Raw genomic sequence first — 25,676 nt, forward strand, 5'->3', positions numbered from 1 at the left:
TCAGTTTGACAGATTCCAAATGGTGGCGATGAAATGGCGCGACAACCTATCCCGGAAATTCTTCAAAGACAAATTGTAGCCCGAAGTCGTTTGCTGCGCATTGAAGCGGTTGACTTGCGCTTTAGCAATGGTGTCGAACGCCAGTTCGAACGCATGCAAAGCAGTGGCCGCGGTGCTGTTATGATTGTGCCCTTTGTTGACGATGAAACCTTAATGTTAGTGCGGGAATACGCGGCGGGTTTGCACAACTATCAATTGGGCTTCCCCAAAGGTTTAATTGATCCGGGCGAAACCCCGGAAGAGGCGGCTAATCGTGAGTTGAAAGAAGAAATTGGCTTTGGTGCTAAACAACTTATTCCGCTGAAAAGCGTAACTATGGCGCCACAATTTTTCTCGGCAACGATGCATATTTTTATTGCCCGCGATCTGTACCCCGAACAACTTGAAGGTGACGAACCTGAACCCCTGGAGCGGGTACCTTGGTTGCTAAGCAAAGCTGAAGCCTTGCTGGCACAGGATGATTTCACCGAAGCACGCAGCATTGCCGCACTACTCATGACGTTGAGGAAAATTGCTCGTGACTCCAACTAAGCAACTGCAAAAGTGGTTGGAAAGCGCAGCTGCGATCGCCCAGCAGGCGGGCGATTTAATTATGGAAATCTATGAAGAGCAAGCGTACGACACCTACGAGAAGAGCGATAACTCCCCGGTCACCAGTGCCGATTTGGCGGCACACAAATTCATACTCCGCAAGTTACAGGAACTGACCCCGGACCTACCGGTTTTATCTGAGGAAGGCGCCCATCTGTCGTTAGAAGAACGGCAGAGCTGGCCGCGCTACTGGTTAATTGATCCCATCGATGGTACCCAGGAGTTCATAGCGCGCAGCGGCGACTTCACCGTCGTGATTGCGTTGGTCGAACAAAACCAGCCGACGCTGGGCGTGATCTATTGGCCGGCGGGCGACAAGCTGTACCTTGCCCAAAAAGGCGCGGGTGCGTTTCGGCGTGACATTAACGGCGAGCAGCAACTTGCTGTGCGTAAGTTAGTAGATCCGGACAATGATCCGGTGATCCTCGCGATAAGCCGCAGGCAACCCCGTGAGCGGGTGCTACAACGAATGAATCCAGAGCGGGAACTCAGTACCTTACCTGCTGGCAGTTGTTCATTGAAAGCCTGTCTCATAGCAGAGGGACAGGCGGATTGTTTTTTGCGGGTGGGGCCCACAGGTGAGTGGGATACGGCTGCGGCAGATGTGATTGTCGGTGAAGCGGGCGGGAGGATCGTCAGCGAGAATTTTCAGCGCATCACCTATAATGAAGAGCAGGAACTGGGTAACCCGAACTTCTTAATTCTTGGTGATGCTGAGGTACCCTGGCGCGATGTATTTACCCATCATCGAAGCCATCCCGGGGCATGATGTTAACCGTCTCATGCAGTTCGGACCAAACCAGCACGGCGTCACCGCGTTCCAGCTGCGCTCGCACATCAGCAACCTTTTCTGCCAGTGACTTCTCTTCTAAGCCGTAATCCGTACCTTCACGTAACACGAAGGCTTCGATAATGTTGTCGAGCAGTTCTGCATCAAGTTGTTGCCAGGGAATCTGCATAATTTAGAGTTCATCCTCCGCTTCTGCTTGTTGTAAGGCTTCTTCTGCCGTCATCCACTCTTCTTCCGCTTGCTGCAACGCCTGCTGGGTGCGCGCTTGTTGCTGCAACAGTTCCTGCAGCCGTGGTTTGTTCGCGTCCTCATATAAACTACTGTCACCTAACAGCGTATTGAGCTGTGTCAGCTTGGATTCATTTTCTTGCACCGCTCGCTCATGCCGTTCGACCGCATCCTTAAGAGGTTTCAGTCGTTTACGACGTTCCGCGGCCTCGCGTTTTTCTGCTTTACGGTCGGCTTTACCTGAATTGGCTTCGCTGGTCGTTTTAAGCGGTTGTTGACGTTCCTGTAACCAGCGATGGTAGCCATCCAGGTCGTCATTAAACAAACCGACCTGGCCGTCAGCAACCAGGAAAAAGTCATCCACCGTGGTGCGCAACAAATGTCGGTCGTGCGACACGATCACCATCGCACCTTCGAAATCCTGCAACGCATAAACCAGCGCTTCGCGCATAACGCTGTCGAGATGGTTGGTCGGTTCATCCAGTAATAACAGGTTAGGCTTCTGGTAAACGATAATAGCTAACACCAGACGAGCTTTTTCACCACCCGACATAGGCGCAACCAGTCGCGTTGCCTGCTCGCCGGTAAAGCCAAATCCGCCCAGATAATCACGCAATTGCTGTTCACTTGCCTGTGGGTCAAGTCGTTGTATGTGCTGCAAAGCACTGGCTTTCAGATCAAGAGTTTCCAGCTGGTGCTGCGCAAAATAGCCCAGTTTTACGCCGGAATTAAGTTCTACTGTGCCGCTTTGCGGCGCCAGCTCTCCGGCCAATAACTTGACCAGGGTTGATTTACCGGCACCGTTACGGCCGAGCAAGCCAATTCGGCTGCCGGGTACTAAGTCAAATTTTATCGAGCGCAGAATGACGGTATCACCGTACCCCGCTTGTACGTTTTCCAGGGTCAGCAATGGGTTAGGCAGTTGCATGGGCTGGCGAAAACGGAACTGGAACTGGCTGTTCGCGACTATTGGTGCACTGGCCTGCAGCCGTTCAAGCGCCTTAATCCGGCTTTGTGCCTGTTTGGCTTTACTGGCTTTGTAGCGGAAACGGTCGATGTAGGTTTGCAGATGTTTACGTTGGGCCTGCTCTTTTTCAAACTGCGCTTGTTGTTGTGCAATTTGTTCTGCCTGCTGGCGCTCAAAACTACTGTAGTTACCGTTATAAGCAGTCGCCGTTTGCTGCTCAATATGAATGATTTGTTGGCAAATCGCGTCGAGAAAGTCGCGGTCGTGCGAAATCAATAACAAGGTGCCCGGAAAGCGTTGTAACCAATCTTCCAACCAGAAAATGGCATCAACGTCGAGGTGGTTGGTCGGCTCATCCAGCAGCAGGAGGTCGGCCCGCGAAATCAGCGCCTGAGCGAGGTTAAGACGCACCCGCCAGCCGCCGGAAAAAGCCTTCACTGGTTGCTGAAACTGAGCATCAGCGAAACCTAAACCGGCTAACAGCGCTGCCGCTCGTGAAGGAGCTTCATATGCACCAATGGTGGCAAGCTGATCATGTAAGCGACCGATGGCATGGCCATCGTCGGCGCGCTCGGCAGCGGCAAGTTGATCTTCGAGCTGGCGTAATTCCGTATCGCCATCCAGCACATAATCGAGGGCACTGCGGTCCAGCGCCGGAGTTTCCTGCTTTACACTGGCTATGCGCCAGTGTTGTGGCACGTCACATTCACCTTGTTCAACCTGGAGCTCACCACGCAGCAGGGCAAATAATGACGACTTACCAGTACCGTTGCGACCGACAATACCGACGTGATGGCCCGGGAAAATAGCTAAATCAGTGTTCTCGAGCAAGACGTTGCCGCCGCGCATGAGCGCCATGCCACGGATTGAAATCATGACTAACCTTGTTGTGCTTGGTGTTGGTGAATGAATCTGCGACAATTATACCTGAAGCGACACGAGGTGAATATGGCACGGACACGTAAACGTTTTATCGCTGGTGCGGAATGCCCAGCCTGTCAGGCAATGGACACCCTGATGTTATTGATCACCCAAACTGAAAGTGGTGAACAGCAGGAACATGTCGAGTGTGTGGCCTGCCACCATCGTTTCACTGAGCAGGACAAGAAACCGCAAGAACAGCCCGCCGCAGAGCCAACTAAAGCTGTAAAAGATGACAATGTGATCGGCATTTTTAAACCCGAATAGAAACAACAAAAAGGGATAAGTTATGCAAGCGCAGACATTAGTATTTACTGGGGTATGGATAATTATTGCAACATGGGTGGTGCAGTGGGCGGTTGCCGCCGCAGTCAAAGCCAAGCAACCTGGCGCCATTCCAGGCAAAGTACCTAAAGATCTCAGTCATGACTCGCTGGTATTCCGTTGCCATCGAACTTTTATGAATTCAATTGAAAACGTGCCGATGTTCTTAGCCACGGTATTTTTAGGCGTGTTTTTAGGGCTTGAAAGTGACTGGTTTGGTTATTGGGTGATGCTGTTTGCCATCGCCCGGATTTTGCACATGGTGCTTTACTATGCGATAGCGACTGAGAAAAACCCAAGCCCACGTAGCTGGTTTTTCACCTTAGGGGCGATCGCCAACATTGCCATTCTGGTGCAGTGCGCAATGCAGCTTTGGGCGGCCTGACGGGCAAACGCGATGGACATTGCGCTGCTTGAGCTTGCCTACGCGCTTGCAATCGGTTTAATTCTCGGTCTTGAACGTGGCTGGAGTCAGCGCGGCAGGGCTGAAGGTGAGCGCTTCGCCGGACTGCGGACCTTCACAGTCGCAAGTCTGCTGGGCGGCGTGGTTACCTTGATTACGCAGTACCCGCCGGGCTCTATGACTTCACTGTTCTGGCTGTTGATTTTTGCCAGTTTCTCAGCACTAGTTATTGTTGCCCACGTAATGGAAGCACGGCGTGATAACGACGTCGGCATCACCACGCCGATCACATTGCTATTGACCTTTTGTCTTGGCGCTCTGTGTGTCATCGGACTCGTTGAGGTTGCCGTGCCTGTGGCAATCGTTGTGGCTTTATTGCTTGGGCTTAAGCCGGTATTACATGGCTGGGTTGAACGTCTTCAGCAGCGCGAGCTGATGGCGATTTTACAGATGCTGGTGATTAGCGTTGTGGTGCTGCCATTACTCCCCGATACAGGCTACGGTCCGGGGGGTGTCATCAATCCCTATCTTATCGGCTGGATGGTGGTGTTGATCACTGGTATCTCTTTCGTCGGTTATTTTTCTATCAAGTTGTTGGGCAGTCATCGCGGCTTGCTGTTGACCGGTTTGTTAGGTGGGATTGCATCGTCCACAGCGGTTACCCTGAGCATGGCACAATTAGGGCGGGCACAAACGGTGGGTCACCGATTACTGGTGGCAACCTTGCTCATTGCGGCGGGCACCATGTTCCCAAGAATGCTAATTGAGGTTGCGGTCGTCAACCGCGAGCTATTAACCCATGTCACCGGACCATTATTGAGTATGATGGTGGTAAGCCTTATTGGTGTTGGTTGGTTAGTGTTACGCGGCACCAGAGATGGCCAGCCGACCGCGGTTACAGTAAAAAACCCGTTTGACATTATAACAGCCCTCAAATTTGCAGCACTGCTGGTTATCATTTTGCTGGTTGCACATTACGCCCATCAGTATTTTGATGCCAACGGGATATACGCTGTCGCGGCCATTTCCGGATTATCCGATGTCGATGCTATTACCTTGTCGATGGCGAAAATGGCAAAAACTGACACTGTCGCAGGCGGCATCAGCGCAGATGTTGCGACCTACGCGATTGTGCTTGCTGCAAGTGTGAACACGCTGGTAAAAGCTGGTTTGGTCATTAGTCTGGGACATCGGTCAATGTGGCGTCCCACCCTGTTGGTATGCAGCGCTGCGGTGTTAGTGGGTTGGTTTACACTTTTTTTACTCAGTTAAGCCGAAACCAGCTGCTGGAGGCAGAGCCGGAAATAGCCTAAACTAAGTCATCTTTTTCTAAATCATTCATCTGTTTTTAATCTTGAGGGAGTAGTCAAGTATGACGCAGCAGTATCCTATAGGGACTCCGGGCAAACCGTGGAAAGATGCCGAGAAAAAAGAATGGTTCGAGCAACAGCGCAAACAGCGTGATTACAGCAATGACGTCATTCGCCGTATCGATCATTTGCGCGAACAGTTTGATGTTGAAACCTATGGCGAACTCAATTATGACGGTCGCAGTTTCCCGCTATTTGTCGTACGCAGCCGTAACTGGCATGTTGATCGTCCGACGGTACTAGTCACTGGAGGGGTACACGGATACGAAACCAGTGGTGTCCACGGTGCCTTATACTTTCTTGAAACTGAAGCGGTTAATCATTTGTCGCGCTTCAATATTCTGGTCGCGCCATGCATCAGTCCCTGGGGCTATGAAACTATTAACCGCTGGAATCCGGACGCGGTGGATCCTAACCGTTCTTTTGTTGAAGATAGCCCGGCACAAGAAACCGCGTTAATCATGAATTATTTAGCGAAGCACAAGATTGCGCCATGTGTGCATGTTGATCTGCATGAAACTACTGATACGGATAATTCTGAGTTTCGCCCGGCACTGGCTGCTCGTAATGGCACTACCAATGACAACTGGAACATCCCGGACGGCTTTTACCTGGTTGCTGATAGTTCGCGGCAGGAACCGGAGTTCCAGCGCGCAATCATTGAAACAGTCAAACCAGTAACCCATATTGCACCGCCCGATGATAGCGGTTGCTTAATTGGCGCACCGATGGTGCAAGAGGGCGTTATTGAATACGATGCCAGACCACTTGGCTTGTGTATGGGGATGACCGATGCAAAATTCGTCACCACCACTGAAGTTTACCCTGATAGCCCGAACACCAACCCGGTCGAATGCGTCGATGCGCAGGTAGCAGCGGTGCGCGGCGCGCTCGAGTATGCGGCAGGAAAATGTTGAGGTTATCGCGCCCGTGACGACTCAGCCAAGCACTTTGACACCGGCATGTGAGGCGGTGCGCGAATGGGTCGAGCGCGTTGTCGTTGGGCTCAATTTTTGTCCGTTTGCGCACCGTGAAGTTGAGCGACAAACTATCGTCTATCGCGAATGTGCCGCCGGCGACCTTGCCGGGGCATTGCAAGCTCTAGCGGATGCGGCTGAACAACTGGTTGCGGATACGCATACGGAAACCACGCTAGTGGTGCTCAGCAATGGCTTTGACGAATTTGACGACTACCTCGAGTTGCTGGATTACGCCGATGTGTATCTGCGTGAGGGTGGGCTTGAAGGAATCCTGCAGATTGCCAGTTTTCACCCGCGCTACCAGTTCGCCGGTACAGCACCAGAGGCTCCCAGTAATTACACCAATCGGGCGCCATATCCGGTTCTACATTTGCTGCGAGAGGCCAGTCTAGAGCGCGTACTTAAGCGTTATCCAAATCCTGAATCAATCCCTGAACACAACTGTGAGGAAGCTGAGAAACGCGGAGCACAGTACTTCGAAGCCATACTTGCAGACTGTCTGGCGAAAGCAGATAGACGCGCTTAAGCGTCGCGGGGAAGGCCTTTTTCAACTGCGCGGGTAAGGCGCAAAACTTGTTTGCTGGTCGTCGCATCTTTATTGCGCTGCCGGGTCAGCGCCCAGTCAATATGTTCATCGACCATCTCATTTACCGCGCCCCGCTGTGCTTCCAGGGCATCGATGATGGCAGGGTCATGAGGGGCGTTGCCCAGGGCAACAGCCAGATTACGTTGCCATGCGGCAAAGCCGATGCGCCGAATAGGTGAGCCTTCGGTGGTTTTTAGGAAGGTGGTTTCATCCCAGCCCCATAGTTCCAGCAACTCTGGTGCATGTAAGTCTTTCCTCGGGGCAAAGTCATCTTCACTGGTAAGTTGTGAATAGCGATTCCAGGGACAAATTAACTGGCAGTCATCACAGCCATAAATACGGTTGCCGATCAGTGGCCGGAATTCTTCGGGAATAGCCGACTTTAACTCTATGGTGAGATAAGAGATGCAACGCCGTGCGTCAAGTTTATAAGGTTCGACAATCGCCTGAGTCGGACAAATGGTGATACAGGCTTTGCAGCTTCCACATTTTTCGGTGACAGGTTGGTCGACAGGTAATGGCAGATTGACTAACAATTCGCCCAGGAAAAACCATGACCCACCTTGCTCGTCAAGCACAAGCGTATGCTTTCCAGTCCAGCCTAAGCCTGCCTTAACGGCCAATGGACGTTCGAGAATCGGCGCGGAATCGACAAAGGGGCGGTAGTCGAGGTCGGCACAAGCGGTTTTTATTTTCTCACCTAGCTGTTTGAGGCGTTTGCGCATTAATTTGTGATAATCGCGCCCTAGCGCATAACGACTAATGTAGCCTAAGCGGGGATTTTTCAGGGTTTTGGCGAAGCCTGCTTCGGCCGGCAGATAGTTCATTCGTACGGAAATTGCGCGGACGCTGCCCTGGTGAAGCTGCTCCGGACGCGTCCGCAGCTCAGCATGACGCTCCATATAATCCATTTCACCGTGCATGCCGTCGGCGAGCCACTGCGCAAGGGCATCACGCTCAGCGCTCAGGTCGAGATCAGTGATACCGACTTTCTGAAAGCCAAGTTCCTGACCCCAACGTTTAATATCTTCAGCGAGTTGGTGAAAATCCATACAATTCGTCTTATGCTTAGAGGCAAGTGCACAAAATAACAAAAAACACAGGGAGATGCACCGATGCCGGTTAGCATGCAACATCTTGTTTATCTCACCGCCCAGGTTCGGGAACGCGAACTTGAGGCAGCGGAATCACTCTCAGTCTCTGCAGCGCAATTGATGCAGCGGGCCGCCAAGAGTTGTCTGGCTGCGCTGGAACGGCAACATCCGGCGCCTGCACGAGTCATGATCTTATGTGGCCCGGGTAACAATGGTGGCGATGGCTGGGTGCTGGCGCGTCTGGCTCATGCGCAGGGCTATCGGGTACAAGTGGTTGCCGCAGAGCCAAAAACCGAACTGGCAAAGGAAGCCGCTGCAGCCTGGGAGGATGAACACGGCACCGCGGAGCCACTGGAGCAACTGGATCGTACCCATGTTGCTGAATACGACGTTATTGTCGACGCCATGCTTGGCACGGGGCTGAGCCGTGATCTCGATAAGATGTACTGCCGTGCGGTTGAGACGTTGAATGACGCGAAGAACTTTCACAAGCTGTGGGTACTCAGTATTGATTGTCCAACGGGACTGCAGAGCGATCGAGGTGTGGCGATTCCGGTCGCAGTCGAGGCGGACTACACGGTGACCATGGTCGCCCTTAAGCCCGGTTTACTGACTGCTCAGGCGGCCCACTATGTAGGCCATCTGGAGCTGGCGGAATTAGGCATTGCACCAGCATTTCGCCAGCTCGAGCAGCCGTTTGCTACGCTTGTCGAACAGGACGAGATCGCCCGACAGCTGCCGCCTCGCGCCCGTAGCAGTCACAAGGGTAGCCATGGTCATGTCGTTATTGTCGGCGGAGCGCCGGGTATGTCAGGCGCAGTGGTTATGGCCGGCCGGGCGGCATTGCGTTCCGGAGCCGGGAAAGTCTCAGTTTTAACCCATCCCGACAGTCAAAACATCATTGCCAGTGCGCAACCCGAGTTAATGGTCTCAAGTACAGCAGCGGAGTCGGCGGATGATGTGAAAGAATTCCTGGCGCGAGCTTCAGCAGTGGTGCTAGGGCCGGGCTTAGGTCAAACGGAGTGGGGGCGGAAGCTGTGTGAGTGGGTGCTTGCAGCAGATGTACCGGTTCTGCTTGATGCCGACGGCCTCAACTGGCTGGCTAAAAATCCAGCATGGGCGAAACGTGCGGCGCCCCTATGGTTAACCCCTCACCCGGGTGAAGCAGCGCGCTTATTGAATAGTAGTGCTAACGAGGTGGAGCAGGATCGCTGGCAGGCGGTTAAAAAATTAGCTCAACGCTTCGATGCACAGGTACTGCTTAAAGGAGCTGGATCGTTAGTCGCACAACCCGACTCGTCTTCTATTCGTATTTGCAGTCGCGGTACACCGGCGCTTGCGGTCGGCGGCGCAGGTGATGTGCTGAGCGGGATTGCCGGCAGCCTTATTGGTCAGGGACTGGACGTTGAAGCAATTTTACCCTGCGCCGCATGGTTGCACGGTGTCGCCGGAGAACACGCTGCAATCGCAGGCGAACGTGGTACACTACCGAGCGATTTAATGGAGCCGTTGCGGAAGTTAGTTAATCCATGATTGAAAAACAGTTTTTTCTTGCTGATGAAGCCGCGCTACTGGCACTGGCAGAACGTCTGGCACGCTTGGTAGATGGAACGAAAGGGCGCTACCAGGCCGCCCTCACGGTGTATTTGTTGGGGGAATTAGGTGCCGGTAAAACCACTTTTAGCCGAGGTTTTATTCAAGCGTTAGGGCATCAGGGTAAGGTCAAGAGTCCAACCTATACACTGGTTGAAAGTTATCAATTGGGAGCCTGGCAGGTTCATCATTTTGATTTATATCGACTGGCAGACCCTGAAGAACTTGAATTTATGGGCATTCGTGATTACCTTGACAGTAATACAATAATTCTGGCGGAGTGGCCCCAGCGTGGAGCTGGGGTGTTACCAGAGCCAGATTTGAAAATTGTCATCGATTACGTGGATACGTCCCGGTCGTTGACGCTTGGTGCGCTAACAACAAGAGGTCGGGAACTTCTCGATAAACTCTAATGCAACGCTTGATCACTGTTCTGTTTACACTCGTGTTAGTGTGTTTTGCTGTACCTGCTGCAGCAGATAACACCATTGAGAACATCCGTATGTGGCCGTCTCCCGACCGCACGCGGGTGGTCTTCGATATGGGTGACGAGCCAGTGTTTAGCTATTTTCACTTAAACCAGTCACATCCATATCGGTTGGTTGTTGATTTTCCGGACACCAAGCTTAACTTCAATCTCGACCAGTTTGACTCCAATTCGCTGTTAGTAAAAACCATCCGCACCAGCACACCAAAAGACACGGGCGGCACACGGATCGTACTGGAATTGGATAAAATTGTAGAACCCCAGATTCAGTCGCTGGGACCGCAAGAAAACTACGGTCATCGTCTGGTTGTTGATCTACCCGGCACGTCGTTAGAGCGCGATCGCAGCGCGTTACGCGCAGAAGACTTACAGGAACGCAAAGTTACCGTAGCTATTGACGCTGGGCATGGCGGTGAAGATCCCGGCTCGATCGGGCCTCGCGGTACCTATGAAAAAGACGTGGTATTGAAGATTGCCCGCGCACTGGCGAGTATGATTAACTCTGACCCCGCGATGCAAGCCTACTTGATTCGTTCCGACGACTATTACGTTGATTTGAATGAGCGGCCGCGCAAAGCGGAACGCGTTGACGCCGATTTATTCGTGTCCATTCATGCTGATGCTTTTGTTACTCCACAACCTCGTGGCGCATCCATCTGGGTGTTATCAAATCGCCGTGCCAGTACAGAAATGGGTCGCTTATTAGAGAATAAAGAGCGGCTCTCTGATGTACTCGCCGGTGTTGAGCCTGCGGCTGATGAACAAGAATTTCTTAATGAAACATTGGTTTCGATGAGCATGGATCATGCGATGTTAAGCGGCTACGAAGCTGCCACAGAAGTTTTGGCGGAATTAAAGCGCATCACCAAAATGCATAAGACCAAACCGCAACATGCGAGTCTGGCCGTGTTAACGTCGACCGCCATGCCGTCGATGCTGGTGGAAACTGGATTTATCTCTAATCCTGGCGAAGAGCAACTGCTGCGCAGCAATCAACATCAGCAAAAGCTTGCGCGCGCTATTTATCAGGGCGTGCGGGGCTTTTTCATGCGTCGCCCACCGGATGGCACAATGTTCGCATCCAACCGTGCCAGCCGCCATGTGGTCAAGTCCGGTGAGTCATTATCTATTCTGGCACAACGATACAATACTTCGGTAACTGCCATAAAGTCGCGGAATAAACTAAGTAGCTCGGTCATTCAGGTTGGCCAGGTTCTTGAAATTCCTTCTCCTGAATAGGCGTTACCAATGCCCATCCGTCTGTTACCTATTAGTTTGGCGAACCAGATTGCCGCCGGTGAAGTGATTGAACGGCCGTCATCGGTGGTGAAGGAGTTGGTGGAAAACAGCCTCGATGCCGGTGCCATGCAGTTGGTCATTGATATTGAAAAAGGGGGCCGCCGGCGCATCCGCATCCGCGACAACGGTAGTGGTGTGAGCAAGGACGAGTTGGCATTGGCGCTGGCGCGTCATGCAACCAGTAAAATAGCATCCCTTGATGATCTTGAGGCGATTCAGAGTCTGGGTTTTCGCGGTGAAGCATTAGCAAGTATCAGTTCGGTCTCACGGCTCACGCTCACCTCAAAACCTGCGGATCAGCAACAAGCATGGCGGGCCTGGGTTGAGGGCCGCGACATGCAAGCTGAACTTGCACCAGCAAGTCACCCCAATGGCACCACGGTGGACGTGGAAGATCTATTTTTTAATACCCCGGCCCGGCGGAAGTTCCTGCGTACTGACAAAACAGAGTTCAACCACATCGATGAACTGCTAAAACGCATCGCCCTAAGTCGTTTCGACGTGCGATTAACGCTCAATCATAATCAAAAAATGGTTCGCAATTATCCTGCGGTGGATTCGGCGCAGGTGGTAGACAGGGTCGCGCGCGTGATGAGCTCGCAGTTTACTGAGCACGCGATAGCTCTTGACGTTGAACATCTGGCCCTGCGCTTATGGGGTTGGGTCGCGCCGCCTGATGGCTGTCGGCATCAGGCGGACGGTCAATATTTTTATGTGAATGGTCGTATGATGCGCGATCGGATGTTGAACCATGCAATTCGTCAGGCTTATGGCGATACACTGAATGACGACCGAGTGCCGACCTATGTTCTCTATCTCGAATTGCCAGCCACAGAGGTGGACGTCAACGTGCATCCGGCGAAACACGAAGTGCGCTTTCAACAAGGCCGTGAGGTTCATGATTTTGTTTTACAAAGCGTGCGCCAGGCATTAGATACAAAAGCATCAGCTAAAGGTTCGTCAACACATAGCTATCAACCGTCGTCCAGCGAACTGCAGCAGCAAGTTGCAGAGTTACAACCACGTAATAAACTGCCGTTGCCAGGTATTATGGGCGGTGATTCAGTTACACAGCCTGTGCCGCCCAGACCATCAATGCCATCAGTGCCTGAGCCAGCGGAAGTATCCCTGAGTCCGGGGACAGCGCCTGCCAGCGTACTGGCAGTTGTAGAGCAACGCATGGCGTTGCTGCAGCAGGAGGGCAGATTAACGTTGCTGCATTTACAGGCCATAGAGCAGGCATACCTTGTAACGCAACTACAGCGACAACACGCAACCGGATTAGCGGGCCAACCCTTACTTATTCCGGTGAGACTAACTGATAACGATAGTTTGCAGCGCTTAACTACCATCGCGCCCGAACGGTTAGCCCGCCTCGGCATCATGCTAAACCGGGAAGCGCGCTCGGTGGTGGTAAAGCAAGTGCCAAGTGCACTTCGGCATACGGATATCAATGTCAGTCTGGCTCGGGTAACCCAAATGCTGGCCGATCACGCAGAGCTGCCAACTACGTTCTGGGATTGGCTCGCCAGCCAGCAACTTAGCACCAGCTACACAAAAGTACAGGCGGAGCACTGGTTGGCAATTTGGCGTGATCAGTTAGACGCTGATCCGGCCTATTGTACCCCGGTAGAACTGCCCGAGTTACCGGAGCGATTGCGATGACAGAGCCTCATGTGATTTGTCTTTATGGTCCCACCGCAGCAGGGAAGACCGGACTCGCGATTGAGTTAAGTCAGCGTCTCAATGCTGACATCGTTTCCGTCGATTCAGCACTCATTTACCGTGATATGGATATCGGTACGGCAAAGCCGACCGCGGAAGAGCTCGCCAGAGCACCACATCGGCTGATTGATATTTGTGACCCAAGTGAGCGCTACTCTGCTGCTCAATTTGCTAGTGATGCGCGCCGGGAAATCGAACACATTCTTGCTGCCGGACGCACACCGCTGCTGGTCGGTGGCACTATGATGTACTTTAAGACCTTGCTCGAAGGCATGTCTGAGTTACCGGAAGCTGATGCGGAACTGCGTGCCCAACTAACAGCTGAGCTGCAACAACAGGGTAATCAGAAACTACATGATGAATTAAAGCAAGTTGATCCGGTCAGTGCAGCGCGTATCCATCCAAATGACCCCCAGCGCTTAGTCCGTGCTCTTGAGGTTTACCGTTTGTCGGGCCAGTCATTAACGGACTTAAGCCAGACCCGACAAAATGCGCTGCCCTATCCAGTCATACAGCTCGCGGTCGCCCCGCAGGAACGGAAGCTGTTGCACGATCGAATTGAACGACGATTTAAACAAATGCTCGATGAAGGCTTTGTGGATGAGGTGAAAAAGTTGCGCCAGCGCGGCGACCTGCATCTTGATCTGCCGGCGCTGCGCTGCGTGGGTTACCGTCAGGTCTGGCAATACCTTGACGGCGAGTATGACGAAGCAACAATGATCGAAAGGGGCATTTTTGCCACGCGACAGCTGGCTAAACGACAGCTGACCTGGTTACGGAAATGGCCTGGCGTGCAATGGTTTGATAGTTTGGACGAGTCATTGTTTGAATCGGTTTTGCGCTATTGTGAACAGGTTCCGGAAAACTTTACGCGATTCAAACCTTGAAAGAAGGTAAATTGGCCTTATAGTTAATCTAGAGAAAATGAATAATAACAAAAAGAACATCTGACACTGCTGCTAAATCGTACGTGTTAGACTATAGTTGAACGGACTGGCACTTAAGGTCGGAAGTACAATGCCGGACTCAAAACAATAAAAAGAAAAAGGATGCAACCAATGGCTAAAGGGCAAACATTACAAGACCCATTTTTAAACGCTTTGCGTCGGGAGCGCGTACCGGTTTCAATTTATCTGGTTAACGGCATTAAATTACAGGGACAGATTGAATCTTTCGACCAATTCGTAATCTTACTGAAGAATACGGTCAGCCAAATGGTCTACAAGCATGCCATTTCGACTGTGGTGCCGGCTCGAATCCCACAAAATTACCTCCCGCAACAAGAAGTGGGTAGTGAAGAGGCTATTGATTAACACAAAATTCTTGAAGGAGCAGTGATAGCTTGTTTGATAGATTTGAAAGCGGTGAACAGGCTATCCTGGTGCACGTTGATTTCCCAGTCGAGACCGATCGGGAAGACCTTTCTGAACTTAAATTGTTGGTATCGTCGGCGCGGGTAGAAACGCTCGCGGTAATTACTGCTGCACGATCGACGCCGAGTTCGCGATACTTTGTCGGCAGCGGTAAAGCTGAAGAGATTGCCGAAGCCGTCAAACTCTATAATGCTAATATTGTCATCTTTAATCACAGTTTATCGCCGACCCAAGAGCGAAATCTGGAGAAACTGTGTCAATGCCGGGTACTCGACCGTACCGGCCTTATCCTGGATATATTCGCGCAGCGCGCACGTACCCACGAAGGTAAATTGCAGGTTGAACTGGCGCAATTGCGGCATATTTCCACCCGACTGGTACGGGGGTGGACGCACCTGGAGCGGCAAAAAGGTGGTATCGGTTTACGTGGACCGGGCGAAACTCAGCTTGAGACGGACCGTCGATTAATTCGTGGCCGGATTAAAAATATTTTAGGCCGTCTGGAAAAGGTGCAAAAGCAACGCCAGCAAGGCCGTCGCGCCCGGCAACGCGCCGAAATACCGACGGTTTCGCTGGTGGGGTACACGAACGCGGGTAAGTCGACGCTATTTAACCGGGTGACGGAATCTAAAGTTTACGCGGCTGATCAGTTGTTTGCGACACTAGATCCTACGCTTCGGAAAATCGAGCTTGAGGATGTAGGTGCAGTTATTTTGGCGGATACCGTTGGTTTTATTCGCCATTTGCCTCATGAACTTGTCGCCGCATTCAAAGCGACCCTACAAGAAACACAAGATGCAGACTTGCTGCTGCATGTCATCGATATTAGCGATGAACGACAGCAGGAAAATATCGAGCAGGTGACTGAAGTGCTCGAAGAAATTGGTGCCGACGAAGTACCGCAACTGTTGATTTGTAACAAAATTGACCAGCTCGCTGACGGCAGTGCGCGTATCGATTATGACGATAATGGCCGTCCCTTTAGGGTATGGCTGTCAGCCCAGACCGGAGAGGGCATTGAGTTGCTGGAGCAAGCACTTGTGCAGCGCTTGCGACCGGAGATGATGAATTTGACGTTGCGTCTCCCGCCATCAATGGGTAAGTTACGCGGGCGTTTGTATGCAATGAATAGTGTGACCGAAGAAGAAGCCTGTGACGACGGGGCGATGGCATTAAAAATACGAATGTCAGCAGTCGATTGGCGTCGATTGTGTAAACAAGTTGCCGAAGAGTATGGCGATAGTTTGCAAGGCTTTGTAGAATAGGTAGCAACGAGAACGTAATTACACCTTTAATTCGATCCAAATTTGGAGTAGTCAATGGCCTGGAATCAACCGGGAAACGGTAATAATAACGACCGTGATCCATGGAAAAATCAAGGTGGTCGCGACCAAGGTCCTCCTGACCTTGATGAAGCGGTCAAAAATCTATTAGGTAAACTTGGCTTTGGTGGCAAAGGCAATAAAGGTAGTGGTAAGTCAAGCGGTGGCGGTTTCCCGAGCAAAGGCTTTGGGATCATCGCCGTACTTTTAGTTGTGGTCTGGTTTATTGCCGGTTTTTACACAGTGAAAGAAGCTGAGCGCGGCGTAGTGCTGCGTTTTGGTAATTTCTATAACCTGGTTGACCCAGGTCTTCATTGGCGTCCAGTCTTTGTGGATAGCGTCGAAACCGTAGATGTAAGTAATATTCGTCAGTTTCAGTCTGAAGGCTTCATGTTGACGCAGGACGAAAATGTTGTGCAAGTCGAACTTGATGTGCAATATCGCGTTATTAATCCACGCGACTATTTGTATGCCGTTGAGAATGCGGACCGTAGCCTGGCACAAGCAACTGACAGTGCATTGCGCTATGTCGTTGGCCATACCACGATGGACGAAGTGTTGACCATCGGTCGTGAAAACGTTCGTGCGAATACCCTTGAGTTGCTTGAAAATATCATCGCACCCTATCAACTAGGTATTCAGATTGTTGACGTGAACTTATTACCAGCACGTCCGCCTGAAGCAGTTAAAGATGCGTTTGATGACGCAATTGCTGCACAGGAAGATGAGCAACGCTTTATCCGTGAGGCGGAAGCCTACGCAAGACAGCGGGAGCCATTAGCACGTGGTCAGGTAAGCCGCGTTCTGCAGGAAGCTCAAGCTTATCGTGAGCAGCAAATCCTGAAAGCACAGGGTGAAGTAGCTCGCTTTAACGAATTATTACCTCAGTACCAGGCGGCGCCTCGTGTTACCCGCGAGCGGATGTATTTAGAGACCCTGGAGAAGATCTATTCAGAAACTCCCAAAGTTATGGTTGATGTTGAAGGCAGCAATAACATGATGTACTTGCCGCTCGACAAGATTCTCGAGAAACAACGCCGGACAATGGGTGGTGCGAGCGAAATGGAGACGCAAGGGCAGAATTCAGGCTCTTCGGATACCTCGAACACCGGTCGCAACAGCACTCAGAGCACGACAAACTCAACGGGCCGTACCAGCGACCGTTTTAACGGAGGTCGGGGCTAGACTATGAAAAATTTAATTGCAATATTAGTTATTATCGCCGCGTTATTGGGTTTTTCATCGCTATTTGTAGTGAGTGAAGGTCAGCGTGCAATTGTAATCCAGTTCGGTAAGGTACAGCGTGATGCTGATACTGGTATGCCAACGGTTTATCAGCCGGGCTTGCATTTCAAATTACCTTTTATCGAGCAGGTTAAACGCTTAGACGCGCGTTTTAAAACTCTTGATGGTGACCCTGATCGCTTTATTACCAGCGAGAAAAAAGATCTTATCGTCGATACCTATGTTAAATGGCGTATTTCAGATTTTGCCACCTATTACTTGTCGACCAACGGCGGTAATCAGGCTCAGGCAGAAGCATTGTTAACGCGTCGTGTGAACAGCGGTCTTCGTGCTGAGTTTGGTAACCGCACGATCAAAGAGATCGTATCCGGCGAGCGTGATGATTTGATGCGAGAAGCTCTGATCCGGGGTGCAGATAGTGCCCAGGAACTTGGCATTGAAGTTATTGACGTGCGCGTGATGCAAATCAACTTACCGACCGAAGTCAGTCAGTCGATTTATCAACGTATGCGCGCTGAACGCCAAGCAGTGGCCATGGAACATCGTTCTGAAGGTCGTGAGCAAGCCGAATTAATTCGTGCCGATGTTGATGCCCGCATCACCGTAATGTTAGCTGATGCAGAACGTGAATCACGTGAATTACGTGGTGAAGGTGATGCGGAAGCTGCTGGCATTTACGCTGAATCGTACCAGCAGGATCCTGAGTTTTACGCATTTGTCCGTAGCTTGCAGGCTTATCAGAAGAGCTTCGAGAACGGTAATGACGTATTAGTACTCGAGCCCGACAGTGAATTCTTCAAATACTTGAAGAATATGTCAGGTAACTAAATAAAAAAGCCGGCTCACGCCGGCTTTTTTTATAACTTCAAATACGGTATTGGTTATTAGATACTAGTTATTAGATGGTAGTTCCTTGCGCCAATAACCAGTATCTAATAACCAATAATCAGTATCTAATAACCAATAACGCAGTCGCCTTTATATTATGAGTTACAAAAAACATTATCAGCATTTTCTTAAGCTGCATCCGGAAACACTGCACTGTGCGCCCCATAGCCATCATTATTGGCCCGACGTGACGCGCGAGGCGCAACTGGCGTACTGGGATGACAGTGCCAAAGGTGCGGATCATAAATGGGACGTGATTTTTGGTGAGCGTATTCCGGCAGTTCAGAAGCTGCTGGCTGGACTGCTGGACCACCCGGCACCTGAGCAGTTCGTCTTTGCTCCCAATACACACGAGCTAGTGTATCGTGTACTCAGTTGCTTCGATCCCGAGCGACCGTTGCGCATTCTGACCACCGAGGCCGAGTTCTATAGCTTTTCACGGCAAGTCAGACGAATCGAAGAGCGCAGTAATGTCACCGTTGAGCGGGTGGCTTGTGAACCTTTTGCGAGCCTTTCAGAACGCTGGGAAGCGGCATTAAAAGCTGGGTCTTACGATTTGGTTTTCATCAGCCAGGTGTTTTTCAATTCGGGAGTTGTCGCCCCCGCAGCTGAATCCTGGCTGTCGCTGTTACCTGAGTCCACAGTGGTCGTAATCGATGGCTATCACGGTTGCGGTGCCTTGCCGACCAGTTTGCGCGCTAATGCTGACCGGGTGTTTTATCTGGCCGGGAGTTATAAATACCTTCAGGCTGGTGAAGGCTGCTGTTTCATGACAGTGCCACGCAACTGCGAACTGCGCCCCGAGTACACCGGCTGGTTTGCTGACTTTGCCAGCCTGGCTAAGCCGCAGCAGGCACAAATTGGCTATGCAGACGACGGGCTCCGGTTCGCTGGCGCAACCATGGATTATACTGCTTTGTACAGATTACAGGCTGTATTGAACTGGTGGCGGCAGGAAGGGATTACTGTCGCGCAAGTGCATAGCTATGTGCAATGCTTACAGGAACGTTTCCTGCAAGTTATTGACGCATTGCAGCACCCTTTATTGAATCGCGACAGGCTGCTGGCGCATAACCTGGAACAGCACGGGCATTTCCTGACCTTCGAATTTGAAACCGAGCAGCAGCTCACTGAGTTGGCTGATACGCTGCGTAACGCTGGGGTTGAGACGGACTCAAGAGGCCGGCGACTACGATTTGGCTTTGCTCTCTATCATGACGCTGAGGACTATGAACAGCTGAAAAAAGCGTTCGCTGTGCGCTGAACGGGCTACCGAAGGGCGCGAATTCCTGTTAAAATCGCCGCCTGTTTTTTCAACAGTAAAGCTGGTGGCAGGTATCATGGGTAAAAACGTTGTAATTCTCGGCACGCAATGGGGCGATGAAGGTAAAGGTAAGATCGTAGACTTACTTACCAACAAGGCTTCGCTGGCCGTTCGCTATCAAGGGGGCCACAACGCTGGTCACACTCTGGTCATCGATGGCGAAAAAACCGTTCTGCATTTAATTCCATCAGCCATTTTGCGTGATAACGTAAAGTGCGTGATCGGTAACGGCGTAGTATTATCGCCAGAAGCATTGATGGAAGAAATTGCGATGCTGGAGAAGCGCAATGTGCCAGTGCGTGAGCGCTTGCTGATTAGCGAAGCTTGCCCACTTATCCTGCCTTACCATATTGCGTTGGATAAAGCGCGCGAGAAAGCCCGTGGCGATAAAGCCATTGGTACGACTGGTCGTGGCATTGGTCCTGCGTATGAAGATAAAGTTGCCCGACGCGGTCTGCGGGTTGGCGATTTATTCAATTTTACCCGGTTTGAAGAAAAACTACGTGAAGTTGTCGAGTTCCATAACTTTACCCTGACCAATTACTATCAGGTTGACGCTGTCGACGTCGAAGAAGTATTAGCATACTGCAAAGAAGTAACTCAGCAGTTGCAAGGTATGGTCGCCGATATTCCATCGTTACTTGATGACGCCCGCAAGGCCGGCGAAAACATCATGTTTGAAGGCGCACAGGGCACCTTACTCGATATCGACCACGGTACCTACCCTTATGTAACATCATCGAATACAACCGCTGGCGGCGTATCCACCGGTGCCGGTTTCGGGCCACGTTACATCGACTACGTATTGGGTATTGTGAAAGCTTATACTACCCGTGTTGGTAGTGGTCCTTTCCCAACCGAGCTTGATTGCGAAGTGGGCGAGCATTTAGGTGTTAAGGGCCATGAATTTGGTGCCACAACCGGCCGCAAACGCCGTACCGGCTGGTTTGACGCGGTTGCCGCACGCCGCGCAGTGCAGCTGAACTCAGTGAGCGGCTTCTGTCTGACCAAGCTGGATGTACTTGATGGCCTGGAAGAATTGAAAATTTGTATTGGCTATAAACTTCCAGATGGTAGTATTACCGAATACCCGCCGATGGCAGCGGAAGATTACGATACCGTTGAACCGGTTTACGAATCGATGCCAGGTTGGAATGACAGCACAGTAGGCATTACTGAGCATAAAGATTTACCGACTGCAGCGCTTGCTTATATCAAGCGTATTGAAGTACTGACTGGTGTTCCTGTGGATATTATTTCAACAGGTCCAGACCGCGCTGAAACGATTATTTTGCGCCATCCGTTCGCAAATTAACCAATCAGTCGCGGAATAGTAAAAAAATCGGCATTTCCTATTGCATCATCAAAATCGATACAATAGAATGCGCTCCACCTAACCGGGGTGCCGGCATAGCTCAGTTGGTAGAGCAACTGACTTGTAATCAGTAGGTCCCGAGTTCGACTCTTGGTGCCGGCACCAACTCAAAATTTGTACGGAGGGGTTCCCGAGCGGCCAAAGGGATCAGACTGTAAATCTGACGGCTCAGCCTTCGCAGGTTCGAATCCTGCCCCCTCCACCAATTTGCATTTCTAAAGAATGCGGTGAGTCCCGAATGGTTTGAGGTGGCCCGATTCTAGGCATGCGGGTATCGTATAATGGCTATTACCTCAGCCTTCCAAGCTGATGATGTGGGTTCGATTCCCACTACCCGCTCCACATAATCTGTCGTGCTGATATAGCTCAGTTGGTAGAGCGCACCCTTGGTAAGGGTGAGGTCGGCGGTTCGAATCCGCCTATCAGCACCATTTCTTCGGTCTATCCCCTCAGGCATTCACTCGGTTACGTAATAAATTTAACTGTATCAGGTGTTCAACCACCGTACGTTGTCTAAAGAGAGGCTGTCATGTCAAAAGAAAAATTTGAACGTTCGAAACCCCATGTGAACGTAGGTACAATTGGCCACGTTGACCATGGTAAAACTACTCTGACTGCTGCCATTACAACAGTATTGGCAAAAACCTACGGTGGTTCTGCGAAGGACTTCGCAATGATCGATAACGCGCCAGAAGAAAAAGCGCGTGGTATCACCATCTCAACTTCACACGTTGAGTATGACACGCCAGCGCGTCACTACGCACACGTTGACTGCCCAGGACACGCTGACTATGTGAAAAACATGATCACCGGTGCTGCGCAGATGGACGGCGCGATCCTGGTTGTAGCAGCGACTGACGGTCCAATGCCACAAACACGTGAGCACATCTTGTTGTCACGTCAGGTAGGCGTACCTTTCATCGTTGTATTCATGAACAAATGTGACATGGTCGACGACGAAGAGTTGTTAGAGCTGGTTGAGATGGAAGTTCGTGAACTTCTTTCAGAGTACGATTTCCCAGGTGACGACTTGCCAGTAATTCAAGGTTCAGCGCTGAAAGCGTTGGAAGGCGAAGAGCAGTGGGAAGCGAAGATCATCGAACTGGCAGAAGCACTGGATACTTACATCCCAGAGCCAGAGCGTGATATCGATAAGCCGTTCATCATGCCAATCGAAGACGTATTCTCAATCTCAGGCCGTGGTACTGTAGTAACTGGTCGTGTAGAGCGTGGTATCGTTCGCACAGGTGATGAAGTTGAAATCGTAGGTATCAAAGATACTACGAAGACTATCGTAACTGGTGTTGAGATGTTCCGTAAGTTGCTTGACGAAGGTCGTGCAGGTGAGAACATCGGCGCATTGTTGCGTGGTACTAAGCGTGACGAAATTCAACGTGGTCAGGTATTGGCGAAGCCAGGTTCAATCACTCCGCACACTAAATTTGAAGCGGAAGTATACGTATTGAACAAAGAAGAAGGTGGCCGTCATACGCCATTCTTCAAAGGCTACCGTCCACAGTTCTACTTCCGTACCACTGACGTAACTGGTGCAGTCCAGTTGCCAGAAGGCGTGGAAATGGTCATGCCAGGCGACAACCTGAAGTTTGTTGTTGAACTGATTCACCCAATCGCGATGGACGAAGGTTTACGCTTCGCAATCCGTGAAGGTGGCCGTACAGTAGGCGCTGGCGTAGTATCGAAAATTCTCGATTAATCACGCCGCGTTGAACTGACGCAATTGAAAAGGGAGCCTCGGCTCCCTTTTTTGTTTTGGAAAGCAAAGGCGTTCCTAGATATCAGATATTAGTTATTAGAAAGGCAAAAGCGTTAATGGCTATCAGATATTAGTTATTAGAAAACCAATAACTATTAACCAATAACTGCCAACGCTCTTGTTTTTATCCTCCAGTAACTAGTATCTGATAGCTAATAACGCTCTTGTATTACAACACTAATAACGCTCTTGTTTTAAGCGCCTTGATCGGTATAATACAGCGTCCATTTTCCGATGAAGAAAGCGGGAAATATTAGGGGTGTAGTTCCAATTGGTAGAACAGCGGTCTCCAAAACCGACGGTTGGGGGTTCGAATCCCTCCACCCCTGCCATAAATTCAAATGCGTTATTTGTTATTCGAACGCTACGCTTTTGGTTATTAGCGAAAACCAAGAACGAATAACGGATAACGAATAACGGTTTATCTTAATTAGGATTGAATAATGAGTGCAACTTCCGAAACGCAAAGCAGTTCTTTCGATGGCATCAAATGGTTTGTCGCTATCGCGCTTTTGGCTGCAGCTGTGCTGGGTAACTACTATTATGGCGAAACAGTTTCTGTATTGTATCGCGCAATTGCGGTTGTCTTGCTTGTTGCGGTAGCTGGTATTGTCGCAGGAATGACCGGCAAAGGTCGCCGTTTCCGTACCTTCGCGAAGGAAAGTCGTACTGAGGTGCGCCGCGTTGTATGGCCAAGCCGCCAGGAAGCCACTCAAACCACCATCATCGTGGTTATCGCAACCGCGATAGTATCATTGATTCTATGGGGTATGGATGCCATTCTAGTACGTGTTGTTGGCTTTTTCACCGGACTGGAGTTTTAAATAATGAGCGATAAGAAACGCTGGTACGTCGTGCAGGCATTTTCTGGTTACGAAGGTCGCGTCGCGAATTCGTTGCGCGAGTACATCAAAATGCATGGCATGGAAGACAAGTTTGGTGAAGTGCTGGTACCAACCGAAGAAGTGGTTGAAATGAAAGCCGGTCAGCGCCGCAAGAGTGAGCGCAAGTTTTTCCCTGGCTACGTGCTGGTGGAAATGGTGATGGACGAAGAGACCTGGCACCTAGTGAAAAGCATCCCACGGGTACTGGGCTTCATTGGCGGTAAACAAGATCGTCCGGCAGCAATTTCACAGAAAGAAGCTGACGCTATTCTTAACCGGTTACAAGAGTCTGTTGATAAGCCACGGCCGAAAACCTTATTTGAGCCAGGTGAAGTGGTTCGGGTTAACGACGGCCCATTTGCAGATTTCAATGGTACTGTTGAAAGCGTGGACTATGAAAAGAGCCGCCTGACCGTGTCAGTATCGATCTTTGGCCGTGCAACGCCAGTAGAACTCGAGTTCGCCCAAGTCGAAAAAGCTTAAAAGATCAAAGGCGTTATTAGATAACAGATATTAGTTATTAGATAACAGATATTAGTTATTAGATAACGGATATTGGATAAACAAAGCGAGGGCGCTACTGGTTACGAGATATTTTTAGTGGTGTTCTAATAACTAATATCTAGTAACCAGTAACGCTCTTGCTGTTATGTATTGCAATAGGGTGCGAATGCAGCTATAATTCGCGTCCTTTTTTCCGTCGGGGAGCCGTTTGAGTAAGTCACCCCTTGGTTTTCAAAGTCAGCTAATGATTGCGAAAATTGAAGACTTACAAGGCGTTAGACCCAAACCAAGAGGTAAAGAAAATGGCTAAAAAAGTAAGTGCTATCATCAAGCTGCAAGTTGCAGCTGGTGCAGCTAACCCGTCACCTCCTGTTGGTCCAGCACTTGGTCAACACGGTGTGAACATCATGGAATTCTGTAAAGCGTTCAACGCAGCAACTGATCAGCTTGAAAAAGGCGCGCCAGTTCCCGTTGAAATTACAGTATTCGAAGACCGTTCTTTCACGTTTATCACTAAGACTCCTCCAGCAGCCTTCTTGTTGAAGAAAGCAGCCGGAATCAAAAGTGGTTCAGGACGTCCTAACACCGAGAAAGTGGGTACAGTTACCCGTGCTCAGTTAGAAGAGATTGCCAAGGTAAAAGAGCCAGACTTAACAGCGGCTGACCTTGATGCAGCAGTACGTACTATCGCCGGCTCAGCTCGTGCGATGGGCCTGAATGTGGAGGGTCTGTAAGATGGCTAAATTAAGCAAACGCGCTCGCATGATTGCTGAGAAAGTTGAAGCTCGTGATTATGAAATCAACGAAGCGATCAGCCTGTTGAAAGAATTGGCAACTGCAAAATTTAAAGAAAGCGTTGATGTTTCAGTAAACCTCGGCATCGACGCTCGTAAATCGGACCAAAACGTACGTGGTGCAACTGTACTGCCAAACGGTACTGGCCGTGACGTTCGCGTAGCTGTATTTACCAGCGGCGCAAACGTAGAAAAAGCTAAAGCAGCTGGTGCTGATCTAGTGGGCATGGAAGACCTTGCTGAGCTAGTGAAGAAAGGCGAAATGAACTTTGACGTTGTTGTTGCTTCGCCTGATGCAATGCGTGTAGTTGGCCAGTTAGGTCAAATTTTAGGTCCACGTGGCCTGATGCCAAACCCGAAAACGGGTACGGTTACACCTGACGTTGCAACCGCTGTACAAAACGCTAAAGCTGGTCAGATTCGTTATCGTAACGATAAAGCGGGTATCATCCACGCGACTATCGGTAAAGTCGATTTTGATAACGACAAACTGAAAGAAAACTTAGAATCGTTATTGGCTGCATTGAAGAAAGCAAAACCTTCTTCAGCGAAAGGCCAGTACATCAAGAAAGTAAGCTTGTCGACAACTATGGGCGCTGGCGTAGCCATCGACCAGGGTTCTCTGGACAAGTAAAGGTTTGTGGGTTGGGGTCGCCACTTCAGTGTAATAGCTAAGTGAATGTGGCTCCCGTCCAAGACCGCAGGTGTATCGCGGTAGTTGCTGAGAAGCAACGATAGCGACACTTAATTTCCTGCGCAGACGGTGTAATCCGGC

General features: G+C 50.6%; 26 protein-coding genes and 5 tRNA genes. 28 read left to right on the forward strand and 3 right to left on the reverse strand.

From position 1 onward, the window contains the following. Window positions 1-33 precede the first annotated feature (33 nt). Window positions 34-591 (forward strand): ADP compounds hydrolase NudE, encoded by a 558-nt coding sequence (nudE, locus tag CWI69_RS07750; RefSeq protein WP_126763492.1) that lies wholly within the window; start codon window positions 34-36, stop codon window positions 589-591. After that, the gene (gene cysQ / locus CWI69_RS07755) at window positions 578-1,420 is read left to right on the forward strand and encodes a 3'(2'),5'-bisphosphate nucleotidase CysQ (protein ID WP_275070094.1); all 843 of its coding nucleotides are present in this window, start codon (window positions 578-580) and stop codon (window positions 1,418-1,420) included. Before nudE ends, cysQ begins: the two co-directional genes overlap by 14 nt. Here cysQ and CWI69_RS07760 read toward each other — a convergent pair. Together CWI69_RS07760 and CWI69_RS07765 are read right to left on the reverse strand one after the other, a co-directional pair. After that, window positions 1,389-1,610, reverse strand: coding sequence for a YheU family protein (locus tag CWI69_RS07760; protein WP_126763494.1), 222 nt, complete (start codon window positions 1,608-1,610; stop codon window positions 1,389-1,391). The two genes, cysQ and CWI69_RS07760, sit on opposite strands and share 32 nt — an antisense overlap. Before the next feature lie 3 nt (window positions 1,611-1,613). Continuing rightward, window positions 1,614-3,512, reverse strand: coding sequence for an ATP-binding cassette domain-containing protein (locus CWI69_RS07765; protein WP_126763496.1), 1,899 nt, complete (start codon window positions 3,510-3,512; stop codon window positions 1,614-1,616). A 72-nt stretch (window positions 3,513-3,584) separates the two neighbouring features. On the opposite strand from CWI69_RS07765, the gene CWI69_RS07770 reads away from it, so the two are divergent. The 5 genes from CWI69_RS07770 (at window position 3,585) to CWI69_RS07790 (ending at window position 7,160) form a co-directional block, all read left to right on the forward strand. Continuing rightward, window positions 3,585-3,824: a YheV family putative zinc ribbon protein gene (locus CWI69_RS07770; protein WP_126763498.1), complete on the forward strand. Its 240-nt coding sequence runs from the start codon at window positions 3,585-3,587 to the stop codon at window positions 3,822-3,824. Between the two features lie 22 nt (window positions 3,825-3,846). Continuing rightward, entirely contained in the window at window positions 3,847-4,266 is a 420-nt protein-coding gene (locus CWI69_RS07775) for an MAPEG family protein (RefSeq protein ID WP_126763499.1), read from the forward strand. A 12-nt stretch (window positions 4,267-4,278) separates the two neighbouring features. After that, on the forward strand, window positions 4,279-5,556 hold the full coding sequence (locus CWI69_RS07780; protein ID WP_126763501.1) for an MgtC/SapB family protein: 1,278 nt from the start codon (window positions 4,279-4,281) through the stop codon (window positions 5,554-5,556). 100 nt (window positions 5,557-5,656) lie between these two features. Then, window positions 5,657-6,571, forward strand: coding sequence for a M14 family metallopeptidase (locus tag CWI69_RS07785; RefSeq protein WP_126763503.1), 915 nt, complete (start codon window positions 5,657-5,659; stop codon window positions 6,569-6,571). After that, window positions 6,552-7,160, forward strand: coding sequence for a DUF1415 domain-containing protein (locus CWI69_RS07790; RefSeq protein WP_126763505.1), 609 nt, complete (start codon window positions 6,552-6,554; stop codon window positions 7,158-7,160). Before CWI69_RS07785 ends, CWI69_RS07790 begins: the two co-directional genes overlap by 20 nt. On the opposite strand, the gene queG is transcribed toward CWI69_RS07790, so the two are convergent. Further along, complete coding sequence (queG, locus tag CWI69_RS07795) at window positions 7,157-8,272, reverse strand: tRNA epoxyqueuosine(34) reductase QueG (protein ID WP_126763506.1); 1,116 nt, start codon at window positions 8,270-8,272, stop codon at window positions 7,157-7,159. The genes CWI69_RS07790 and queG overlap by 4 nt on opposite strands. A 63-nt stretch (window positions 8,273-8,335) precedes the next feature. Between queG and CWI69_RS07800 the strand changes: the two genes are divergently transcribed. From CWI69_RS07800 to rplA, 21 genes are all read left to right on the forward strand, one after another. Beyond that, on the forward strand, window positions 8,336-9,847 hold the full coding sequence (locus CWI69_RS07800; protein ID WP_126763508.1) for an NAD(P)H-hydrate dehydratase: 1,512 nt from the start codon (window positions 8,336-8,338) through the stop codon (window positions 9,845-9,847). Further along, window positions 9,844-10,320, forward strand: coding sequence for a tRNA (adenosine(37)-N6)-threonylcarbamoyltransferase complex ATPase subunit type 1 TsaE (gene tsaE, locus CWI69_RS07805; protein WP_126763510.1), 477 nt, complete (start codon window positions 9,844-9,846; stop codon window positions 10,318-10,320). The genes CWI69_RS07800 and tsaE overlap by 4 nt, the downstream gene beginning before the upstream one ends. Next, on the forward strand, window positions 10,320-11,633 hold the full coding sequence (locus tag CWI69_RS07810) for an N-acetylmuramoyl-L-alanine amidase (protein WP_126763512.1): 1,314 nt from the start codon (window positions 10,320-10,322) through the stop codon (window positions 11,631-11,633). Before tsaE ends, CWI69_RS07810 begins: the two co-directional genes overlap by 1 nt. A gap of 9 nt (window positions 11,634-11,642) precedes the next feature. Beyond that, on the forward strand, window positions 11,643-13,358 hold the full coding sequence (gene mutL / locus CWI69_RS07815) for a DNA mismatch repair endonuclease MutL (RefSeq protein ID WP_126763514.1): 1,716 nt from the start codon (window positions 11,643-11,645) through the stop codon (window positions 13,356-13,358). Continuing rightward, window positions 13,355-14,305, forward strand: coding sequence for a tRNA (adenosine(37)-N6)-dimethylallyltransferase MiaA (gene miaA, locus CWI69_RS07820; protein WP_126763516.1), 951 nt, complete (start codon window positions 13,355-13,357; stop codon window positions 14,303-14,305). Before mutL ends, miaA begins: the two co-directional genes overlap by 4 nt. A 171-nt stretch (window positions 14,306-14,476) precedes the next feature. Then, a complete protein-coding gene (gene hfq / locus CWI69_RS07825) occupies window positions 14,477-14,731 on the forward strand; it encodes an RNA chaperone Hfq (RefSeq protein ID WP_126763518.1) in 255 nt (84 codons plus the stop codon). Between the two features lie 29 nt (window positions 14,732-14,760). Then, the gene (gene hflX, locus CWI69_RS07830; RefSeq protein WP_126763520.1) at window positions 14,761-16,056 is read left to right on the forward strand and encodes a ribosome rescue GTPase HflX; all 1,296 of its coding nucleotides are present in this window, start codon (window positions 14,761-14,763) and stop codon (window positions 16,054-16,056) included. Between the two features lie 54 nt (window positions 16,057-16,110). After that, complete coding sequence (hflK, locus tag CWI69_RS07835) at window positions 16,111-17,298, forward strand: FtsH protease activity modulator HflK (RefSeq protein ID WP_126763522.1); 1,188 nt, start codon at window positions 16,111-16,113, stop codon at window positions 17,296-17,298. A 3-nt stretch (window positions 17,299-17,301) separates the two neighbouring features. Continuing rightward, entirely contained in the window at window positions 17,302-18,186 is an 885-nt protein-coding gene (gene hflC, locus CWI69_RS07840) for a protease modulator HflC (RefSeq protein WP_126763524.1), read from the forward strand. Between the two features lie 157 nt (window positions 18,187-18,343). Next, window positions 18,344-19,510, forward strand: a complete 1,167-nt coding sequence (locus CWI69_RS07845) for an aminotransferase class V-fold PLP-dependent enzyme (protein WP_126763526.1) — start codon at window positions 18,344-18,346, stop codon at window positions 19,508-19,510. 76 nt (window positions 19,511-19,586) lie between these two features. Then, window positions 19,587-20,885 (forward strand): adenylosuccinate synthase, encoded by a 1,299-nt coding sequence (locus tag CWI69_RS07850; RefSeq protein WP_126763528.1) that lies wholly within the window; start codon window positions 19,587-19,589, stop codon window positions 20,883-20,885. Window positions 20,886-20,974: 89 nt separating this feature from the next. Then, window positions 20,975-21,050, forward strand: a tRNA-Thr gene (locus tag CWI69_RS07855). 15 nt (window positions 21,051-21,065) lie between these two features. Then, window positions 21,066-21,150 (forward strand) — tRNA-Tyr (locus tag CWI69_RS07860). A 62-nt stretch (window positions 21,151-21,212) separates the two neighbouring features. Next, window positions 21,213-21,287: transfer RNA gene (locus CWI69_RS07865), tRNA-Gly, on the forward strand. Window positions 21,288-21,300: 13 nt separating this feature from the next. After that, window positions 21,301-21,376, forward strand: a tRNA-Thr gene (locus CWI69_RS07870). A gap of 98 nt (window positions 21,377-21,474) precedes the next feature. Next, window positions 21,475-22,659, forward strand: a complete 1,185-nt coding sequence (tuf, locus tag CWI69_RS07875; protein WP_126763530.1) for an elongation factor Tu — start codon at window positions 21,475-21,477, stop codon at window positions 22,657-22,659. 315 nt (window positions 22,660-22,974) lie between these two features. Beyond that, window positions 22,975-23,051: transfer RNA gene (locus tag CWI69_RS07880), tRNA-Trp, on the forward strand. A gap of 111 nt (window positions 23,052-23,162) precedes the next feature. Continuing rightward, window positions 23,163-23,543, forward strand: coding sequence for a preprotein translocase subunit SecE (gene secE, locus CWI69_RS07885; protein ID WP_126763532.1), 381 nt, complete (start codon window positions 23,163-23,165; stop codon window positions 23,541-23,543). Between the two features lie 3 nt (window positions 23,544-23,546). Continuing rightward, window positions 23,547-24,086, forward strand: a complete 540-nt coding sequence (nusG, locus tag CWI69_RS07890) for a transcription termination/antitermination protein NusG (RefSeq protein ID WP_126763534.1) — start codon at window positions 23,547-23,549, stop codon at window positions 24,084-24,086. Window positions 24,087-24,409: 323 nt separating this feature from the next. Next, complete coding sequence (gene rplK / locus CWI69_RS07895; protein ID WP_126763538.1) at window positions 24,410-24,841, forward strand: 50S ribosomal protein L11; 432 nt, start codon at window positions 24,410-24,412, stop codon at window positions 24,839-24,841. 1 nt (window position 24,842) lies between these two features. Beyond that, on the forward strand, window positions 24,843-25,535 hold the full coding sequence (rplA, locus tag CWI69_RS07900; RefSeq protein ID WP_126763540.1) for a 50S ribosomal protein L1: 693 nt from the start codon (window positions 24,843-24,845) through the stop codon (window positions 25,533-25,535). Window positions 25,536-25,676: the final 141 nt, after the last annotated feature.

This window comes from Pseudidiomarina halophila (assembly GCF_003987215.1).
In the GTDB taxonomy this organism is placed as follows: domain Bacteria; phylum Pseudomonadota; class Gammaproteobacteria; order Enterobacterales; family Alteromonadaceae; genus Pseudidiomarina; species Pseudidiomarina halophila.

Bases quoted from the DNA above. Each gene is read 5' to 3' on its own strand.
- tsaE (WP_126763510.1), top strand. From the start codon at position 9,844: ATGATTGAAAAACAGTTTTTTCTTGCTGATGAAGCCGCGCTACTGGCA.
- nudE (WP_126763492.1), top strand. From the start codon at position 34: ATGGCGCGACAACCTATCCCGGAAATTCTTCAAAGACAAATTGTAGCC.
- hflC (WP_126763524.1), top strand. From the start codon at position 17,302: ATGAAAAATTTAATTGCAATATTAGTTATTATCGCCGCGTTATTGGGT.
- mutL (WP_126763514.1), top strand. From the start codon at position 11,643: ATGCCCATCCGTCTGTTACCTATTAGTTTGGCGAACCAGATTGCCGCC.
- miaA (WP_126763516.1), top strand. From the start codon at position 13,355: ATGACAGAGCCTCATGTGATTTGTCTTTATGGTCCCACCGCAGCAGGG.
- CWI69_RS07760 (WP_126763494.1), bottom strand. From the start codon at position 1,610: ATGCAGATTCCCTGGCAACAACTTGATGCAGAACTGCTCGACAACATT.
- hfq (WP_126763518.1), top strand. From the start codon at position 14,477: ATGGCTAAAGGGCAAACATTACAAGACCCATTTTTAAACGCTTTGCGT.
- CWI69_RS07800 (WP_126763508.1), top strand. From the start codon at position 8,336: ATGCCGGTTAGCATGCAACATCTTGTTTATCTCACCGCCCAGGTTCGG.
- CWI69_RS07775 (WP_126763499.1), top strand. From the start codon at position 3,847: ATGCAAGCGCAGACATTAGTATTTACTGGGGTATGGATAATTATTGCA.
- rplK (WP_126763538.1), top strand. From the start codon at position 24,410: ATGGCTAAAAAAGTAAGTGCTATCATCAAGCTGCAAGTTGCAGCTGGT.
- CWI69_RS07770 (WP_126763498.1), top strand. From the start codon at position 3,585: ATGGCACGGACACGTAAACGTTTTATCGCTGGTGCGGAATGCCCAGCC.
- CWI69_RS07785 (WP_126763503.1), top strand. From the start codon at position 5,657: ATGACGCAGCAGTATCCTATAGGGACTCCGGGCAAACCGTGGAAAGAT.
- tuf (WP_126763530.1), top strand. From the start codon at position 21,475: ATGTCAAAAGAAAAATTTGAACGTTCGAAACCCCATGTGAACGTAGGT.
- CWI69_RS07765 (WP_126763496.1), bottom strand. From the start codon at position 3,512: ATGATTTCAATCCGTGGCATGGCGCTCATGCGCGGCGGCAACGTCTTG.
- hflK (WP_126763522.1), top strand. From the start codon at position 16,111: ATGGCCTGGAATCAACCGGGAAACGGTAATAATAACGACCGTGATCCA.
- CWI69_RS07780 (WP_126763501.1), top strand. From the start codon at position 4,279: ATGGACATTGCGCTGCTTGAGCTTGCCTACGCGCTTGCAATCGGTTTA.
- CWI69_RS07790 (WP_126763505.1), top strand. From the start codon at position 6,552: ATGCGGCAGGAAAATGTTGAGGTTATCGCGCCCGTGACGACTCAGCCA.
- nusG (WP_126763534.1), top strand. From the start codon at position 23,547: ATGAGCGATAAGAAACGCTGGTACGTCGTGCAGGCATTTTCTGGTTAC.
- queG (WP_126763506.1), bottom strand. From the start codon at position 8,272: ATGGATTTTCACCAACTCGCTGAAGATATTAAACGTTGGGGTCAGGAA.
- rplA (WP_126763540.1), top strand. From the start codon at position 24,843: ATGGCTAAATTAAGCAAACGCGCTCGCATGATTGCTGAGAAAGTTGAA.
- CWI69_RS07810 (WP_126763512.1), top strand. From the start codon at position 10,320: ATGCAACGCTTGATCACTGTTCTGTTTACACTCGTGTTAGTGTGTTTT.
- CWI69_RS07845 (WP_126763526.1), top strand. From the start codon at position 18,344: ATGAGTTACAAAAAACATTATCAGCATTTTCTTAAGCTGCATCCGGAA.
- CWI69_RS07850 (WP_126763528.1), top strand. From the start codon at position 19,587: ATGGGTAAAAACGTTGTAATTCTCGGCACGCAATGGGGCGATGAAGGT.
- secE (WP_126763532.1), top strand. From the start codon at position 23,163: ATGAGTGCAACTTCCGAAACGCAAAGCAGTTCTTTCGATGGCATCAAA.